We start from the raw sequence: 14,552 nt of genomic DNA on the forward strand, positions 1-14,552 counted from the left end.
TATCTGAATAATTTCGGAAAGTTTTAACCGTGCTGGTGCCTGACCATTACCAGCTTCTACCTCAGTGAGATAATTTTCTGCTTCTTCATCTGTAATCGGGGAGAGAATAACTGTATCCACACGTCGTTCTTCCATCGCGGTGACTTTAGCAAACCAGCGGCCATTGTAACCAGATTCAAATTCAGCTAGGAAAGGATTATCGGCCTGTGGTAGTAATACTTCATCATCAGCTTTTGGAATGCGTCCAAGTTGAGCCATAATCAGCCCACCTAAGGTTTCATAAGGTCCATCAGGTGCTTGGTAGCCAACAATTTCATTGAGTTCGTCGAGACGCACTAATCCAGAAACCGACCAGGAATTGCCAAAACGTTGGAAATCACGTTCGGCTTCGGCATCATCGTGTTCATCATAAACCTCACCGAGAATCTCTTCGACAACATCTTCAATGGTAATAAGCCCTGCGGTGCCACCATATTCATCAGCGACCAGGATTACCTGTGAACCAGCGGAGCGAACTGCATTAAGTACAGCATCGCCATCAAGAGATTCAGGTACTACTGGAATCGGACGAGCGATAGTACACAACTGGGTATTGTGGCGATCTTGAGCAGGGATAGAAAAAGCATCTTTATAGTGAACAACACCGATAGTATCGTCGAGGTCACCGCGGATAACTGGAAATCGTGAAAAACCAGTATCAATGGCTTTAGCAATAAGATCTAGCACCGTGTCATCATGGCTGAGCGTTTCTACTGTCGAGCGAGGAGTCATAACCTCTTCTGCAGTAGTTTCCCCAAATTTCAGTGAGCGGTCAATCATGGTGGCAGTATGCGGTTGGAGCTCACCAGCTTCAGCGGAACTTTTTACTAGAGCCGTTAACTCTTGAGTAGAACGTGCCGAGGCAAGTTCGTCGGCGGGCTCAATTCCTATTTGACGTACCAACCAGTTTGCTGAACGATTCAAACTTTTAATAAAGAATTTAAAAACAGTGTTAAAAGCATTGACCGGACCAACGGCATAGCGTGCTACTCCTAGCGGATTAGTAATCGCAATATTTTTAGGCACTAATTCGCCGAATACCATTGACAATAAGGTTGCAATGATAAGCGCCAACACTAATGAAACCCTTGCCGCAGTAGCTTCAGCAACGCCTATCGCTTCAAGTAATGGAAGAATAAATCGCGCTAAAATTGGTTCTGCAAGATAACCGGTAGCGAGTGTAGTAATTGTAATACCTAATTGCGCCCCGGAAAGCACAAACGAAAGATTTTGGTAATCCCGTTGTACAGCATGGGCTCGTTTATCGCCCCGGTGAGCTACATCTTGGTCGATGATGGAGCGCTCCAACCCGGTGAGGGCAAACTCGATAGCAACAAATAAACCTGTGCTAGCAGTAAGTAGTACAAATCCAATGAGCGAGATAATCGATATGAATATATCCATGTTTTAGCGGCTACGCCTTTGAGGTCTTTCTACGGAGCCTTTGCCCCATGTATTTGATTGTGCATTGCGTTTTTTCGCTCTCCGCGCAGTAAAAGCTTGTTCACGCTGGGAACTCTTCCTTGTTTTGGTGCGGTGAGGGCTAGTTTTTTCTACTATCGCACCAAAAGGCGGTAGCGCAGAACCATGAGGTTCTTGGGCTCCAGTGAGCTTTTCGACGCTATGACTATCGACTAGTTTAGCGTGTACACCTGCTTTTTTGAGTAGTTTTTCAACTTCATCAATCTGAGTGTCCATTACAAGGGTGAGTACTAAACCAGTAGCACCAGCACGCGCGGTACGCCCGGCGCGGTGGAGATATGCTTTATGTTCAGCAGGCGGATCAACATGAACGACCAGATCGACATCAGAGATATCAATACCTCGCGCAGCAATATCTGTGGCTACTAGGACTGGAACAGTACCCGTCGAAAAGCCTTCTAACGCTTTAGTACGCGTTGATTGTCCCTTATCGCCGTGTAACCCCACGGCATTAATGCCTACTCGGCGTAGTTTTTTCACCTGGCGATCCACACCATGTTTTGTGCGCATAAACATAATGGTTTTACCGTGGCGGGCAGCAATTTTTGCTACCAGTACATTGCGTTCTGGTCGTTGACCTACTCGCACTTGATAGTGCTGCATGGTTGCTACAGCAGCTTGTGCCGGAGCCGTGGAATGGATAACAGGATTGTGGAGGAATTTCTTGACTAATTTATCGACATCATTATCTAGCGTTGCTGAGAATAAAAGCCGTTGTGAATTTTTATTGGTTAAAGCTAAGAGCTTGGTTACCTGTGGTAAAAAGCCCATATCAGCCATTTGATCAGCTTCATCAAGAGCGGTAATAGCTACCTGGTCTAAAAAGAGCTTGTGCTGGTTAATCAGATCTTGGATACGCCCAGGAGTACCCACTAAAATATCCACGGGCGCAGCTAATTGGCGAATGTGGTGGTTAATATTTACTCCGCCGACTATATCAATAATTCTTAATCCCATTACTCGGGCAGGATCACTAAGACGTTGCCGGACCTGTGCTGCTAATTCACGAGTGGGTACTAGAATTAATGCGCGTGGTTTACCTGCCACGCTTGCTCCCTGAGCAGCTAACCGAGCAATAATAGGTAATCCAAAGGTGAAAGTTTTACCTGAGCCGGTAGGGCCACGACCAAGCACATCTTTTCCAGCTAAAGCATCAGGAATAGCGGCAGCTTGAATAGGAAATGCTTCGGTAATTCCACTACGAGAGAGCTCGGAAACAATTTCTTTGGGAAGACCAAGCGTAGAAAATAAGGTCATAGGGTCTTTCTATATGCGTTTGCCCGTCGCTGATTGTTAGTACATAAACAAACCAGCGGCGGGCTAGGAAAGTATGGTTTTAGGCTTCGATCTCTGTGCGATCGCCAGACCATAGGGTGTGGAAGGTACCTTCTTTATCTACACGTTGGTAGGTGTGGGCACCAAAGAAGTCACGCTGTCCTTGGATCAACGCAGCCGGCAGACGCTTCGCACGAAGGCTGTCATAATATGATAGACAAGAAGCAAATACCGGAATTGGTTGGCCAATTTGAGTTGCTGCTACGACAACCCGACGCCAAGAGGAGACAAGTTTGTCGAGCTCGCTAAGGAAGTAAGGATCAAGCAATAGCGAGGATAGCTCTGGGTTGGTGTTATACGCTTCGCGGATGCGGTTAAGGAATTGTGCGCGAATAATGCAACCACCACGCCAGATGGTAGCTAGATCACAAGGATCGACATTCCATCCATGTTCTTTTGAACCAGCCTGAATTTCATCAAAGCCTTGTGCATAAGCAACTAGCTTAGAAGCGTAGAGCGCACGGCGTACGTCTTCGATAAAAGCTTCACGTTGAATTCCCAGCTCAGAAATAGTTGTGAGATCACCAGAAGGAAGTGCAGCTACAGTGGCAGAGCGCTGAGCAGTTGCGCCAGAAAGTGCACGGGCGAAAACAGCTTCACCAATGCCGGTTACTGGAATTCCTAGATCAAGTGCGGCTTTAACCGTCCATCGACCAGTGCCTTTTTGTCCAGCGGAATCTACAATGAGATCGACTAGTGGGATACCAGTTTCGGCATCCACCTGAGCGAGCACCTCAGCGGTAATCTCGATGAGATAGGAATCAAGATCGCCTTCATTCCAGGTCTTAAAAGTTTCGGCAATTTCACCAGGAGTCATGCCTGCGCCATAACGTAGTAGCTGGTATGCCTCGCCAATGACCTGCATATCGGCATATTCAATGCCATTGTGCACCATTTTGACGAAGTGACCTGCTCCATCGGGTCCGATATGAGTCACACAGGGAACCCCATCGACAACAGCAGCAATAGACTCCAACAATGGTCCTAGTGCTTTCCAGGTTTCTGCTGGACCACCTGGCATAATAGATGGACCATTAAGCGCGCCTTCTTCACCACCAGAAATACCGGCGCCAACAAAATTGAGGCCACGAGCAGAAATTTCTTTTTCCCGACGAATCGTATCGGTATAGAGCGCATTGCCGCCATCAATAATGATGTCGCCTTCCTCCATTGCATCAGCGAGCTGGTTAATTACTGCATCAGTAGCAGCACCAGCTTGCACCATAATAATGGCGCGGCGTGGCTTTTCTAAGGAAGCGACGAACTCTTCAATAGTTTCGGTAGGAATAAAGGCACCTTCATGGCCGTGATTATCCATAAGATCTTGGGTTTTTTGGTAGCTGCGGTTATAGACAGCAACCGTATTGCCATTGCGTGCGAAGTTGCGGGCCAAGTTAGATCCCATCACAGCGAGGCCGACAACGCCGATCTGTGCCAAAGTGCTCTGTTCAGTCATGGTGTGCAGTCTACATTCCTTAAGCCAGCATGGTTAGTTCCTGTCCGTTCGGACATTTAAATTTGCTTAAATTTAAGGCATGGGTGAGTAATTCCACAGTGAATATGCATGTGGTGTTTTGTTGCTACTGGTCATCATTGTTTTATCTTGGGTTCTAGAGGAGTGGAAAAACCAAGATAAAATGTGAATCTGATTGCGTTTTAGTCTGATCTGCTTAAAAAGTGGCGAGTGGGCGAGCAAAGTTCAGTGTTTTTCACTAGATTAATGACCATGACTGACGATATTTTTTCTCTTCTTGGTGCTATTCCTGCCGAGGGTGCGCATATTCGAGAACTCGCCAAGATTAATGAATTAAATGATGGTTTTTCGGCATCACTAGGATTGCGTTTTGTAGAAATCGATCACGAAAATTGTCGTGCAGAATTACATGTTGATAAAAGCCATCTTCAGGTTTCTGGTGTGGTCAATGGTGGAGTCTATTGCGCCATTGCAGAATCGGTAGGCTCAGTAATGGGTGTAGTGGCAGCTCAAGGGAAACTCGTGGCAGGAGTCAACAACAATACTGATTTTATTAAACCGGTCAGTGCTGGTGTTATTAGTGCTCATGCGCAGATGATTCGAAATGGGCACAATACCCAGCTTATTAATGTAGAGATGTTTCATCGTGATCAGCTTGTCGCTCGCACGACGCTTCGTACTATGCTTGCACCGGTTCCGGTAAAAGGTAATCCTGGTCGGGCAGAAGATAAGTTTGTTGAGTATTCCAACAGTACACAAACTAGTTAATGCGTCGGTTGTATTGGCTTTTAAGTATGCGTTTTAAGCAATCTACTAGGTAATTAATAGAAATGTATCCTTAGGACATGTGTGCGGTTAACCCATTGTGATAAAGCACATGACCTAAGGATTTTTATTAACTATCGTCTTTTGTTCGGAATCATCTGGTTTTATAACCAGTCTTTTCGTTTGAAAAATCGCCATAGCAGCAAGCTCATGAGTACCATTGCGCCAAGGACGAAGTAGTAACCATAGTGATAATGCAATTCAGGCATATTATCGAAGTTCATTCCATAAATACCTGCAATAAGTGTCGGACCAACTGCCATACCAGCTACAGCGGAAATAGCTCGCATATCATTATTTTGTTGTAATGAAATTTTGGCGACAGCTGCATCGATAAGAGAGCTTAAACGTTCGTCAAAGTTATGAATTGCATCTCGCGCCACAATTGCGTGATCACGAACATCACCTAACCGGTTGCGCAAGGACTCAGTGGTGTATTGCTGATGAACGTCGATGAGCAAACGTAATACAGAGTCTAAAGGGCCAATTGCATGACGCATTTCTAGGATTTCTTTTTTCAGTAAATAGATTTGATCAATACTAAAGGTTTGATCTGGATCAAATACTGTTTCTTCTAGGAGATTGACATCATCGCTTAGTTCAGTAACAACCTGCGAATAGGTATCGACGATAGCGATCAGAAATCGCCCAGACAATAGACAAGGGGCCGCCGTCGATAAGCTCTGGATCTTCAGCTAAGTACTTCAATACATCGGGAAGTTGCGTATTATGGCGAATAGTAACGATAAACCCAGTACCGACAATCATTTGTACCGTACCGGTTTGAATAACCAATCCTGCAGAACGAACCGACCCTAATCTTTTATCAAAATCTGAGTAGGAAATTGAGTGCAACGCATAAAATAGTTGATCATCATAACGTTCTGCCTTTGGGCGTTGGATAGCACTAGCTGCATCTTCAATAAGAAGGTCATTAATATTAAAAACTTCGGCCACCATTGACATTTGTGCTTCTGTTGGTTGGTGCAAACTTAACCAGATAAAACCAGGTAGTGTATGGCGGTTTCGAGCATGGATAAGCGCTTTATCTAACTTAATATTTTGAACTTGTTTACCAGGGCTAAAAAATAAGCAATGATCAGCAAAATTTTCTAATAACTCGATTTTATTTGAGTTCATGGGGTGATCTTTCTAGTGGTGGAATAAAAATATGTTAATTCAACATATAATGTAGGGATGAAAACATGGAAAGAAATAACAGCGGCCGATCCCCAGCATTCGATTAATTATGCTCGTCGATGGGATTTTTTCCTTGCCCAAGGCCAAGACATTTACGGTGAGGCTCGGCTTATCGACGCTATGGCTGCTCGTGGCTCTCGTATTCTTGATGCTGGATGTGGACAGGGCAGACTAAGCGGCTATCTAAGCCAGCAGGGGCATATTGTGGTGGGATCAGATTTAGATCCAGTTTTGATTGACATTGCTCGTGAGAAATTTCCTGAAGCTACTTTTTATGTTGGCGATCTAGTAGAAGATCCTATTGCTGAAGATGGTTTTGATATTGCGTTGTGTGCTGGACAAGTCTTAACCTTTTTGGAATTAGACACCGTACCACAGGCACTGCGTCATATTTTTGATTCTTTACGATCAGGTGGGCGCGCAGTTATTGGATTTGGTGCTGGGCGTGGCTTACCCTTTGGTTATTTTTTCCAAGCTGCAGAACAAGTGGGCTTTATTCGCGAGAATGTTTTTTCCAGTTGGGAATTAGCTCCTTTTGATGAGTCCTCATCTTTTCTAGTTGCAGTGTTACGCAAACCATAATAAGAAAAACCCGGCTGATCAGCCGGGTTTTTGAACACGATAGCAGTGTTAAAAGCCTTATTTGTTATCGAATTGGGCGGTGTCGCGCAATTCGATGGGCTGATCTTTAGATTCATCAGCGACAAAGTTATTAAGCTTTTTAAATGCGGTACGAGCATGAAGTTGCTGGCGGGTGGTTGCTAAATTCCAGCGTTTGCGCGAGAGCGCATTAATACCCCAAGAGAAAGCTGCGGTAAAGCGGTTGCGGAAACCAACGAGGAACATCAGGTGGACAACTAGCCACAATAACCAGCCGACAAAGCCAGTAATTTCTACCTTGCCCATTTTTACTACCGCATTAAAACGTGAAACGGTAGCCATGGAGCCTTTATCAAAATATTCGAAAGGCTTACGCTCAGTATTTGATCTACCGTCAACCTCGGCAGCAATTTGCTCGGCTACATATTCGCCACCTTGGATAGCTACCTGAGCTACACCAGGTAGATTTTCAAAGTTGGACATATCGCCGATAACAAAGACATTTTTATCACTGCCAACGGAGAGATCTTCATTAACGTGTACTCGGCCAGAACGGTCTAGTTCAGCACCGAGCTGGTTAGCGAGAAGCTTGCCCAATGGGGAAGCAGAAACTCCAGCGGACCAGATCTTGCAATAAGAATGGATGGTATGGAGTGAATCATCAATGGTGGACTTGTAGGTCACTGTATCTTCAGTGATATCGGTAACGATGGCATTGAGTTTAACAGTGACACCAATTTTTTCTAGAGTGCGCTGGGCATTGCGGCCAAGACGCTTACCGAACGGTGGTAAGACCTGTGGTGCGCCATCGAGCAAAATAATCTTCGCATTGGCTGGATTAACTCTTGTGTAGTTACCTGCTAAAGTGCGGTGCGCCATCTCGGCTAACTGACCAGCTAATTCAACACCAGTTGGGCCTGCACCAACAACAACAAAAGTAAGTAGACGATCGCGTTCTTCAGCGTCATTGGTGATCTCAGCGCGCTCAAAAGCACCAATAATGCGGGCGCGAAGTTCGAGGGCGTCGTCAATGGTTTTCATGCCTGGGGCAAATTCGGCAAAGTGGTCGTTTCCAAAGTAAGACTGACCTGCTCCGGCAGCGACGATAAGAGAATCGTAGGAGATGTCGGTGGTATAGTCACCTAGGCTAGCAGTAACGAGTTTGTCACTGGTATTAATATCGGTGACTTCACCTTTAATGATGTTGAGATTGTGCTGCTTAGCTAGTACTTGACGTGTTGCTGGTGCGATCTCGCCGGAAGAAAGAATACCAGTTGCTACTTGGTATAGAAGTGGCTGGAATAAGTGGTGATTAGTACGATCGATGAGGGTGACATCGACATCTGCATCTTTGAGTGCATGTGCTGCGTTGATGCCGCCGAAGCCGGAACCGATAATGACAACGTGGTGGCGACCACCTTCAGGGCGAAATGGGGTCTCTGGCATAGTATTTTTTCTCCTGGAGAAAACAAAAAGTATATTTTAGGCGCCCGATATAGATGTATCGTGCGTGATTTTCCCCATATTAGCCTGCTCTTGCTAAAAACCTTTAATTGCGCTTTCTGTAATGGTATTATCCTTAGCTTTTTAGGGGGATTCTAGCCGGAGAGGCTACTGATTACGCTAGGGGAGAGTCGAAAAACAGGTTATGTTTTCTGCGTTGCAGCACCGACTGAGTTAAGAAGATGAATACACTTGGAGCGGTTGGAGCCTGCATGAGCCGGCGGTCATTGTTTTAATCTGGTATGCAATTAAGGGGGTGCCATAGTGCAGAATTCTTCCGGGGGTGGGTATATCGATGCACAGGTATGGCCGCGTATTGCAGAAATTCCGGATAGTTTTAAAGTTAGGTGGCGTGCGCGTGCGGTAGAAGCAGAGTTTGCAGCGGCATGTGCGAAAGCTGGTTTACGTTTTGATGGTGAGAACCCCGATCTTGTTGTTCTTGAAGAAGCTCTCTTTGCTCGTATTGCTGATGCAGGTTGGTTGGGTCTTGCAGAAAGCTTTATGGCTGGGGAGTGGGAATCAGAAAATCTGGTAACAGTTTTAAGTCGCCTACTTGAGGTGGGATATCAACCTAAAGCATCGATAACGAATATTCGGGCTGCCTACAATGGTTTAGAGATTTCTCCCGCATTAGTTCGATTAACCGCTATGGATTCGATGAGTAGCCATGGAACTCTTTTTTCTTCGGGGGTTCCTACCACTGAGCGAATTGCAATAAAAAGTTTTGTTCCCGGTGCTGGGCGAGGTAATGAACCTGCACATCATTTTGTTGATGACACTACTTTTAGTGATCCGACTATTACAGAACGTGCTGATCTAGCTGATGCTCAGATGCGTAGTGTACTGATGCTCTTGGACGCAGCGAAGGTTACTCGCGGTACACATGTGTTGGATTTTCCAGCTTCAACACCGGCTCTGGCGCTTGCTGCAACAGAACGAGGAGCAACAGTTGATAATTTAACTGCCGATGCGGAGCTAGCTACCGACATGCGAGAAATCCTTGCTGCTGCTGGTTTATCAGGTGAAGTACATGTTGAATTATTGGATTCACCGATGCCAACGCCACGTAGCTGGCCAACACATTATGATGCAGTTATTAGTATCGAAAAATTAGAGCATATGGGTGCAAAAGCCAGACGCGCTTATGCAAAAACATTGGATCGAATGCTAGTTACTGGTGGGCGAGCAGCTATTCAGTCGATGGTGGCGGTTACTGGATTTGAAGAACTGACCCGGCAGACGTTAAGTGTTGCACAGGCATATTTGTGGCCAGATTTTCAGCTGAGCACTGTCACGGAAATTCATCGGCTTTTCGACGTTTATACCGGTTTGCGAGTAGTTTCACAGACACATATTGGTTCGCATCATATGCGTGGTGTTTCTTTGCAACGAGAAATATTTGAGGGACGCTTACGTGAAGCTGCTGCCGAAGGTTTTGATGCGGTGTATCGCAGGTTATGGTTGTTTTATTTAAGCATGCTAGAAGCGCTGTACCACGTCGGTGCATTAGATACTGTGCAGTGTACAGTTACGGTACGCAATCGACGTGGTAGACGTTAAAAGTTGTAAGAATTATGTCGGTTAAATTTCGCTAAGATCCATATCTTTAGTTTCTGGCATTTTTAGCACGGCAATTAAAGTAATACAGGCAACCATTATCAGGTAACCGCCTACTGCGATAACCCCATAATTTTTTGCTAATGCGGTGGCAATAAATGGTGCTACTGCAGCGCCTAGGATGGAAGCGACGTTGTAGCTAATCCCAGAACCGGTATAGCGGACGTGGGTAGGAAAAAGCTCTGGTAGAACTGCCGACATTGGGCCAAAAATTAGTCCCATGATAAACATCCCGATAGTTAAAAATGCTAAGACGCTGAGTTTAGTGGCGGTTTCGATATTGAGAAAGATATTAAAAGTAAAACCGAATGTGATAACTAGTAAGGAGATACCGATAAGTGTTTTACGACGACCGCGTTTATCGGCTAGTTGTCCAGCAATTGGGATGCCGAGGATAAAAGCAAAGATGGATATTAATTGCAGCTTGAGGAAATCAGTGTAGGTGATACCAAGACCTAGACCTTGTTCTTTACTAGCTATGCCATAAGAAAGCACCCAGGTGCTTACCAGGTAAAAGAGCGTATAGCAGCTCAACATAATGAAGGTGCCTAAGATCATGGGACGCCAGGCAGTTTTTATGGCTTCGGTGATCGGCATTTTTACTTTTTTCCCGGAATCGACCGCAGTTTTAAATACTGGTGTTTCTTCCAATGTAATCCGTACCCAGAGGCCGATGATGACCAATATGGCAGAAAGCCCGAAGGGGATACGCCAGCCCCAGGTCATAAAAGCACCCTCGATATCGCCATTAGTATGCCCTAAGAGACTTACCAGGATAAGGAAAAATCCATTAGCGAAAAGGAATCCGAAGGGAGCTCCTAATTGTGGCCACATAGCTGCCCAAGCACGTTTTCCTTTATCAGCTGTTTCTGTAGCTAAAAGTGCAGCTCCAGACCATTCACCGCCTAAGCCAAGACCTTGGCAAAAGCGCATAAGCGCAAGCAGCGCTGGAGCGATAACGCCGACTTGATTATAGGTAGGTAAAAAAGCAATGAGGAAAGTTGCTATTCCCATAGTTAAAAGCGAGCCTACCAAAGTAGCTTTTCTGCCTATGCGATCACCGAAGTGACCAAAGATGATAGAGCCAAGTGGGCGTGCGACGAAAGCTAGTCCAAAAGTGGCAAAAGATGCGAGTAAACCAACGGTGGGATCATCATTTTTGGGGAAGAAAAGGTGTGGAAAAACAGCTACTGCAGCAGTGGCATAGACATAGAAGTCATAGAACTCAATGGTGGTGCCAATTGTTGATGCGACGATAATGCGTCGCCGCATGGTGGGGGTGGTTGTAGGTGGACTGGCTTCTACGATCGTCGACAATGGTTTCTCCTTGGCCTTGGGTTATTAGGGAATGCAGTAAATTATACTCCCATTATTTAAGATGTAAATTCCATATTGTGAGACGAGTAATTTCTTTACTGATTTTACCGATCGGTGTGGCGCTAATTAATGGGCCGTGAAGCGTTAATAGATACTGGCCATAGAAACGATGCGAAGGCTTTAATTGCTTGTGAAGTCGGCTTATTTTTTAGCTGGTCTCAAATATTAAGAGTAGAGCTAAATGACATAATGTACATTATCGGACATTTATTATGGTTTATTATTGATAGCAAGTGGGTTAACCTTGAGTTTTATGCTGGTTTGAACAACTTAACTGCCTTGTTAGATATGGCTATTACATTCCATGGAGTCGCTGAGTTGGATGTGTTGAGTAATTGACGGATATGTTATCTTGGCATGTTTATGGGGTGAAAAAATGGTGGCGTGCTGCCCCGTGTCGAAAATCCCGGTTTGTTTATTTTTGTCACTTGTGACAAAAATAGCCCCATTCCTTTGCCTTAAGAACAGGGCTAATTTAATGCTACTTTTTGTTTTGATAAGCCAGATAAAGTTGATACGCGCTTAAAAGAGCTAAACCAGCAGCAATCACGGCAACGAGCCACATTTTTTCGCTAATAAGGAAAATCCCAAAAAGGATAATGACGATCAAACGTAACCAAATAAATGGAATGAAACGTTGTGGCATGTGAGATCCTTTTATTTAGCTAAGGTAAGAAGAACGTTAATATCGCCTTCTTCATCAATCTTTGCTGCCACAAACTCGGGTGTCTCAACCTTATAATCCAGGCGGTTAATATGAATGCTCGTGCTGATAATAAGACGCTCGCCTGAGCGAACAACCTTAAATTTTGGTTCGACAGGATTGCTTTCGCCATGAATAGTAAGTATCCCTGGAACAACAACTTCGCTTACTGACGCATCATCTGGTACCGCGGAAAGATCTACCTTTTCACTTATTTCAAAAGTAGCTTCAGGATATTTATCTGTTTCAAAAATCTTGCTGCGCACATTAATATCGCGTTTTTCTTGATCAGTGCCGATTTCTGCCATGTCAACAACAACGCGACCAGCGGTTAAGGTCTCATTTTCAACCTTTATAGCACCAGTGACACTACGAGTTGAACCGGAGGTAACACGCTTATCCGATGGTAAGATTTCATGAAAAGTAAAGCCTACGGAGCTGATATTCGGCGCGCTGCCGTAGATAACTGACCACTGACCATTAATATCTGTGGTTGCTGGTTTCGCATTGCTAGCATCAAGTTCCTCAGTTTTTACTCCCGGGCCGGTGAGTAAAGGATAAAGAACCGTAAAAAGAGCAAATAGTGATAAGACAACAATAAGGCTTATCCCGCCAAATATTATGATAGTGCGCTTTTTATCCATAAAACTTTTTACCTGATCTTTTCAATACGTCGAGCAAGATTGACAAGTTCTGAACATAACTTATTAATCTCGGCCGGGTCGGCGTTTTCTGCTACCGCAGTAGCTATATCTTCTGCGGCACAACGAAGTTCAAACAAAGAATCATGGAACTGAACGGCTTTTTCTGGATGCATAATAACTGCATCTGGTGAAATGTTTGTTCCAGTGACTGCATTTCTTTGCTCATAAGCACGTTGACGACACGCATGACTACAAAACTTCCTAGGCCGACCACGACTGGTTGCTAGAAATTCAGTACCACACCATTGGCAGGTAGGATTTCGTTTTGTTGTATGGGCTGTCATCGTTGTTAGATTCTAGACTGAAGAGCTAGCTCAAAGGTATTTTTACACCTTTTCGAGTTGCCTGGGAACAATACTAGGTCGAAGTGCGTTATAGTTAAGAGTCTTAAAATCACGTCGAAAGGACAGATCCGATAATGGCAGAACGCGTTCTTCGCGGTAGCCGCATGGGTGCCGTAAGTTATGAGACTGATCGCGATCATGATCTTGCTCCACGCCAGATGGTGCGCTACCGTACTGAAACCGGTGAAATCTACGAAGTTCCTTTCGCAGACGATGCAGAAATCCCTGGCACTTGGCTATGCAAGAACGGACAGATCGGACACCTCGTTGAAGGTGAAGGCCTTGAGTCTAAGCCAGCAAAACCACCTCGTACCCACTGGGATATGCTACGAGAGCGTCGTTCCATCGAGGAACTTGATGTGCTGTTAGAAGAACGTATCGAGTTACTACGTAAGCGTCGTCGTAATGCAGCACGTCTACTCAAACAGCAAGAAGAGGAAGCAGCAGCTGCTCAACAAGCTGAATAAAAACAATGACTAAAAATGGCTTTCACTGTTGCAGTGAGAGCCATTTTAGGTTGCTAGATCATATTCCGGTTTCGGAAACGATCAATTTCATGTTTAGCTAGCTTACTTAATTCTTTTGTTAACGCGGTGGCCTGCATGAATCGGTGCTTAATCCCCCACTTGGTCACTTCTACGAGTGAATCTTTGACAAAGCTACCGTCAAGTTTTGATTCACCAATTTCACGCTCAGTAAAAGTAATAGGTACCTCGCGGACATCGAAACCTTCTTGAACCACACGCCAGGCCATATCAACTTGGAAAATATAGCCAGCTGCTGATAGCTGATCAAGATCAATGGTTTCAAGCACACTGCGTCGAAAAGCGCGATACCCTGCGGTCATATCGCTTAACCCTGCACCAAGCGCTAGGGAAATATATAGGTTGCCACCCTTAGATAAAATCCAGCGTTTCTTAGGCCAATTAACAACCTCACCACCTGGGATATAACGTGAACCAATAACTAGATCAGCGCCTTGATTGATCTGATCTAGTAATAGGTGAAGTTGCTCCGGGGCATGTGAGCCATCGGCATCCATTTCGCAAAGAACATCAAAATCGCGCTCCAAACCCCAGCGGAAACCTGCAATATACGCGCCTAATAAGCCACCCTTACCATCGCGGTGCAGAACGTGGATATGGTCATCTTGTGCAGCCAATTCATCAGCGGCTTTACCCGTACCATCGGGACTATTGTCATCGACGACCAAGATATGTACCTGCGGTGTGGCTGTGCGAACCCGACCCGTAATTAAGGGCAGGTTTTCCAACTCATTGTAGGTTGGGATAATCACCAAAGTGTTATCGCTTGGTTGATTCATAGAGGTTTCGTATCTCCTCGTGAAA

At 45.1% G+C, this 14,552-nt stretch carries 15 protein-coding genes and 1 pseudogene; 5 read left to right on the forward strand and 11 right to left on the reverse strand.

From position 1 onward, the window contains the following. Positions 1-60: 60 nt before the first annotated feature. The 3 genes and pseudogenes from UL82_RS04880 to gndA all read right to left on the reverse strand — a co-directional run. Positions 61-1,443: pseudogene (locus UL82_RS04880) on the reverse strand (hemolysin family protein); the annotation flags it as partial. A gap of 3 nt (positions 1,444-1,446) precedes the next feature. Beyond that, the gene (locus tag UL82_RS04885; protein WP_046439332.1) at positions 1,447-2,778 is read right to left on the reverse strand and encodes a DEAD/DEAH box helicase; all 1,332 of its coding nucleotides are present in this window, start codon (positions 2,776-2,778) and stop codon (positions 1,447-1,449) included. A gap of 79 nt (positions 2,779-2,857) precedes the next feature. After that, positions 2,858-4,312 carry an NADP-dependent phosphogluconate dehydrogenase gene (gene gndA / locus UL82_RS04890; protein WP_046439334.1) on the reverse strand — a complete coding sequence of 485 codons (1,455 nt, stop codon included), beginning with the start codon at positions 4,310-4,312 and terminating at the stop codon, positions 2,858-2,860. Between the two features lie 264 nt (positions 4,313-4,576). Between gndA and UL82_RS04895 the strand changes: the two genes are divergently transcribed. Further along, entirely contained in the window at positions 4,577-5,098 is a 522-nt protein-coding gene (locus UL82_RS04895; RefSeq protein ID WP_046441231.1) for a PaaI family thioesterase, read from the forward strand. Positions 5,099-5,259: 161 nt separating this feature from the next. Here UL82_RS04895 and UL82_RS11530 read toward each other — a convergent pair whose 3' ends face one another. Further along, entirely contained in the window at positions 5,260-5,811 is a 552-nt protein-coding gene (locus tag UL82_RS11530; protein WP_158407827.1) for a CorA family divalent cation transporter, read from the reverse strand. Further along, entirely contained in the window at positions 5,756-6,295 is a 540-nt protein-coding gene (locus UL82_RS11535; RefSeq protein ID WP_126316903.1) for a CorA family divalent cation transporter, read from the reverse strand. The genes UL82_RS11530 and UL82_RS11535 overlap by 56 nt, the downstream gene beginning before the upstream one ends. 57 nt (positions 6,296-6,352) lie before the next feature. On the opposite strand from UL82_RS11535, the gene UL82_RS04905 reads away from it, so the two are divergent. Beyond that, a complete protein-coding gene (locus tag UL82_RS04905; protein WP_046439336.1) occupies positions 6,353-6,937 on the forward strand; it encodes a class I SAM-dependent methyltransferase in 585 nt (194 codons plus the stop codon). A 57-nt stretch (positions 6,938-6,994) separates the two neighbouring features. On the opposite strand, the gene UL82_RS04910 is transcribed toward UL82_RS04905, so the two are convergent. Further along, entirely contained in the window at positions 6,995-8,401 is a 1,407-nt protein-coding gene (locus UL82_RS04910) for an NAD(P)/FAD-dependent oxidoreductase (protein WP_046439337.1), read from the reverse strand. A gap of 321 nt (positions 8,402-8,722) precedes the next feature. Between UL82_RS04910 and UL82_RS04915 the strand changes: the two genes are divergently transcribed. Next, entirely contained in the window at positions 8,723-10,018 is a 1,296-nt protein-coding gene (locus UL82_RS04915) for a class I SAM-dependent methyltransferase (RefSeq protein ID WP_046439339.1), read from the forward strand. Between the two features lie 21 nt (positions 10,019-10,039). On the opposite strand, the gene UL82_RS04920 is transcribed toward UL82_RS04915, so the two are convergent. Continuing rightward, a complete protein-coding gene (locus UL82_RS04920; RefSeq protein WP_083966504.1) occupies positions 10,040-11,347 on the reverse strand; it encodes an MFS transporter in 1,308 nt (435 codons plus the stop codon). A gap of 174 nt (positions 11,348-11,521) precedes the next feature. On the opposite strand from UL82_RS04920, the gene UL82_RS04925 reads away from it, so the two are divergent. Further along, complete coding sequence (locus UL82_RS04925) at positions 11,522-11,791, forward strand: hypothetical protein (RefSeq protein ID WP_046439342.1); 270 nt, start codon at positions 11,522-11,524, stop codon at positions 11,789-11,791. Positions 11,792-11,933: 142 nt separating this feature from the next. On the opposite strand, the gene UL82_RS11240 is transcribed toward UL82_RS04925, so the two are convergent. From UL82_RS11240 to UL82_RS04940, 3 genes are read right to left on the reverse strand one after another with little or no spacing between them, the layout of a single operon-like run. Beyond that, the gene (locus tag UL82_RS11240; protein WP_046439344.1) at positions 11,934-12,098 is read right to left on the reverse strand and encodes a hypothetical protein; all 165 of its coding nucleotides are present in this window, start codon (positions 12,096-12,098) and stop codon (positions 11,934-11,936) included. An 11-nt stretch (positions 12,099-12,109) separates the two neighbouring features. Continuing rightward, the gene (locus UL82_RS04935; RefSeq protein WP_046439346.1) at positions 12,110-12,799 is read right to left on the reverse strand and encodes a YceI family protein; all 690 of its coding nucleotides are present in this window, start codon (positions 12,797-12,799) and stop codon (positions 12,110-12,112) included. 8 nt (positions 12,800-12,807) lie between these two features. After that, the gene (locus tag UL82_RS04940) at positions 12,808-13,143 is read right to left on the reverse strand and encodes a hypothetical protein (RefSeq protein ID WP_046439348.1); all 336 of its coding nucleotides are present in this window, start codon (positions 13,141-13,143) and stop codon (positions 12,808-12,810) included. 134 nt (positions 13,144-13,277) lie between these two features. Here UL82_RS04940 and UL82_RS04945 point away from each other — a divergent pair, with 134 nt between their 5' ends. Beyond that, positions 13,278-13,670: an RNA polymerase-binding protein RbpA gene (locus UL82_RS04945; protein ID WP_046439350.1), complete on the forward strand. Its 393-nt coding sequence runs from the start codon at positions 13,278-13,280 to the stop codon at positions 13,668-13,670. Positions 13,671-13,723: 53 nt separating this feature from the next. Here UL82_RS04945 and UL82_RS04950 read toward each other — a convergent pair whose 3' ends face one another. Then, complete coding sequence (locus UL82_RS04950; protein WP_046439352.1) at positions 13,724-14,527, reverse strand: polyprenol monophosphomannose synthase; 804 nt, start codon at positions 14,525-14,527, stop codon at positions 13,724-13,726. Positions 14,528-14,552 lie beyond the last annotated feature (25 nt).

Origin of the sequence: Corynebacterium kutscheri (assembly GCF_000980835.1) — a bacterium.
Lineage (GTDB): Bacteria > Actinomycetota > Actinomycetes > Mycobacteriales > Mycobacteriaceae > Corynebacterium > Corynebacterium kutscheri.